This window comes from Bacillus sp. EB106-04-02-XG92 (genome assembly GCF_058791995.1).
The window spans coordinates 1-3,738 of record NZ_JBYTEA010000031.1; the positions used below are offsets into that span (position 1 = coordinate 1).

A 3,738-nucleotide genomic window follows, 5' to 3' on the forward strand; every position below is an offset into this window, starting at 1 on the left:
GGTTTCACTTCTGGTTTTACTTCTGGTTTCACTTCTGGTTTTACTTCTGGTTTCACTTCTGGTTTTACTTCTGGTTTCTCTACTTTATTAATCACATTATATAAGAACTGCGAATATTGTTCGCGAGTTACAATTACTTTAGGTTCAAATATACCATTTCCTGTGCCTGCGCTTAATTTATTTTCTTGCAGTGCACTGATTGCTTTCGTTGCCCAATAATTTTTATCTACATCTTTAAAATTAGTTATTGAATTCGCTTTTAATTTAAATGCATTTGTAAGAACTACCGCCATTTGTTCACGAGTTAAGCTATCATTTGGTCCAAATTTACCATTTCCATATCCAGTCATAACTCCTGTTTTTACCATTGCTAAAATTTCTTTTTCAAACATATTACCTTTTATATCTGTAAATGGATTTTTAAAACTTGAGTCTACATCCTGTGGTTTTAAATAATTGTATAACATTCTCGCTACCTGACCACGTGTGACTTTATCTCCAAATCCAAAAGTATCATTTCCATAGCCATATACAATTTTTCTACTCGCTAAATCATTAATTGCTTGTTCAGACCAATGATTGACTGGAACATCATTAAATATTTTCTTCTCAGCCTGTACACTATTCAAAGTCGTTAATGTGGCTGTAGTAATGACAGCACCTGCTAAAATAATTTGTTTAAAATTCATAATTAAATCTCCTTTATTTTTATCGTTTTCCGACAGAAGACTCCTTCCTCAAAAATGTGAAGGTGTGAAACACCAATTTTAGGTGGGAGATGAATGTCGGTTGGCATAAGCCAACATGTTTGCTATCATTTACTTATACAGATTGCTCTTTGAAAACTGAAGATATGAGGTTGGTTGCAGAAAAACGTTGCAACCGTAAAATCTTCAACGTTCTTTCGCCCCACGCTTGCCGAAGTTGCGAAAACCAAGCTAAAGTAGGTAATGTGGTGAGTCAACGTACAAGATACTTATGTTTTCACCGTAGGGACTACGGGTAGAGCCTGCTAAGATAACCGGTGGATACACCGGTGTTCGCAGGAATCTCCCACTTCAAACAGTCCGTAAGGACGTTAAGTGGTGAGTAGTTCAAGAAATGATTCTATATATATCGGTTCATCATAAGAAATCCAAGATACAAACGAGGAGAATACTGAATATACCATAACTTTAATTTATTTCAATATTACGTTTAACATAAAATCATTATTTATATTAATTTCAAGTTCTCCAACTATCCATACGAAATTATGACTAATAAGACTATATCCTATACATATAAAGCTAATAGTTAAACGTGTTTTTGTTTTAAAATAGATACACATCTTTTTTAGTTAAAAGTATTAGTATACACAGTACTTACAGATGAATCGCTGTTGCGTAATTAGTATAGTCACTTATATATATGAGTGTCAATTAAAGAAATCTTACATTATTGTAAGGTAACCATATTAATAATATAGTGATTAATTATTCACCTTGTATAATAATTAATCACTATATTATATAGAATAGTTGAGAAAAATGTTTCTAATTCCATGAAGTAAAGGAATTTTCTTTAGATTAAATAATATCAACGAAAGAATTTTTTATATCTTTATAAACAAATATCACAAAATTCATTGCATGAATGAAACAAAAGATTATGTTTTAAAGTAATTAATTCAAAAAAGCCTTGTAACATATTACAAGACTTTTTGAATTGGTATATACATTATAGATGGATACTTTTATTTTCTTAAAATTAAGACCAAACCCATTGCTCTTTATTTGTATTCTGTTTAATTTTATCGTTAATTTTTTGAATATGGTCATACGTTGTTTTATCCATTCCATGGAAATTAGATCCATCATGAAAATCTACTCGAACCATATCACCTATATTAAATTGTTGTCCCTGCGTTAATTCTACATAAACAAGATCATTTTTCCCATTTTTAGAAGGGTATGTGACAGCTACATAATCGGTATAATCTTTGTCTATTTTTGTGATTTCTCCGATTACAAAATTAGGTTGACCATCTTTTTTTTCATACATTCCTGGTTTCAATGTTGTACCTTCTTTTTCTAAAGACTCAGTACTAGTATTATAATCATTAGTTTGCGTTTTAACTTTTTCTACTTTTGCATTTACAGCTATAGGTGGTATGGATCTCGCCCAAAAATCACTTTCTACTTTCACTAAGTCATTAACCTTAAAGTTATGAGTGTTTTTTAGAGGGACACGAAGATCTGCTGGATTTCCGTTATTATCTATATATGTAACTAATAACTCATTAGAAGAAACTTCACTTACATGCCCTACTGTATATTGTTCGTAGTTTCCAGGACCTAATTCAAAATGCTTAACAGAATTAGCCGTTAAACTTGTAGTAAATGCGTTTTGAAGTAATGGACCATTACTATTTACTTTTACATATTCACCTGGTTTTGCATTTGCTTGAAAATCAGTATAAATAGTTACACTTTCATTTAATTCTTTACTTTCAATGATAAAATACTTTGACTGTACTTCTATTACTTTCCCCTCAACTGTAGTGTTGAACTCTTGCACAGCTGCACTTGCTGTTATTGAATCTAATCCTGGTATGTTGCTTCCTGTAAATGCTGCAATTCCTAATGCACCAGCTAAAATGACTTTCTTCATATGCTAAAACATCTCCAATCATATCTATTCACTAAATGATTTTAATTATCAATTAGCATGTAATCATTATAGTTACACCTTTTAAAGAACGTCAATAAAAATATCCTTACACTTTTGTAAGTTAATAAGGTTAATAATATTGAAAGGAAATTTTTTATGGAGTGAATTTTTTATGTTTATTATTGAATAAAAATAAATTACTAGTAAATAATGCTAAATATCGCTCTTTTATTTAATCTAGACAGCCCTCTCATTACATAGGATTAAAAACAAATTTATTCATCCTTTTAGTTATTATAATGAGTAATTATTCACCTTATATAATAATTACTTACTATATTATTAACACGGTTATCTTACAAAAATGTAATTCTTTTTTAATTGACACTCGTACATACGAGTAACTATACTAGTTACACATGCTTGGTGAATATATCAAATAGTCCCTTACTACAAGTGTATGTCTGTGGATTCTTTTCGAAATAATATTTTGAATCAACCATATATTATCTATCCGTAATATAGTGATGATACCAACTCAATCTATTAAACTAGGTCATATTACTTATGAGTTTAACTATAAATGATAGATTTACCAAGCTGTAATAATTTTTAGGAGTGTTACATTTTGAAATACAAATTAATTGCTACAGGAATTCTTGCTGGAAGTCTGCTTTCCTACTCATCTAGTGCATTTGCAAATACTCACAAATTCCCAGATGTTCCTGCATGGGCTGACAAATCCGTTAATTATTTAGTTGATAAAAAAGTATTAAGTGGGTATCCAGATGGCACTTTTGGTTCAAGCGATTCATTAGATCGAGCTGCTGCTGCAACCATTATGACAAAAGCTCTAGGTATACAAGTTGACTTCGATGCAAAACCATCCTTTACAGATTCTCAAAATCATTGGGCAACCCCTTATATTGCAGCTGCTGAAAAGGCAGGAATCATTAAAGGTGAAGGAAATGGAATATTCAATCCCTCAGGAAAAGTTACACGTGCTGCTATGGCAGCAATGTTAGTAAACGCGTATAAGTTACAAGATACTACAAATAGTAATGGACAAATTACGTTTGATGATTT

The 3,738-nt window shown here is 30.8% G+C and carries 3 protein-coding genes; 1 reads left to right on the forward strand and 2 read right to left on the reverse strand.

Going from position 1 to position 3,738, the window contains the following annotated elements:
• Positions 1–689 (reverse strand): S-layer homology domain-containing protein (locus AC3WVA_RS29200; RefSeq protein WP_492322425.1); only part of this gene is annotated, 689 nt, incomplete at its 3' end.
• Positions 690–1,749: 1,060 nt separating this feature from the next.
• Positions 1,750–2,652 (reverse strand): hypothetical protein, encoded by a 903-nt coding sequence (locus AC3WVA_RS29205; protein WP_492322426.1) that lies wholly within the window; start codon positions 2,650–2,652, stop codon positions 1,750–1,752.
• A gap of 628 nt (positions 2,653–3,280) precedes the next feature.
• Here AC3WVA_RS29205 and AC3WVA_RS29210 point away from each other — a divergent pair.
• Positions 3,281–3,738: S-layer homology domain-containing protein (locus AC3WVA_RS29210; protein WP_492322427.1), on the forward strand; the 458-nt coding region annotated here is incomplete at its 3' end.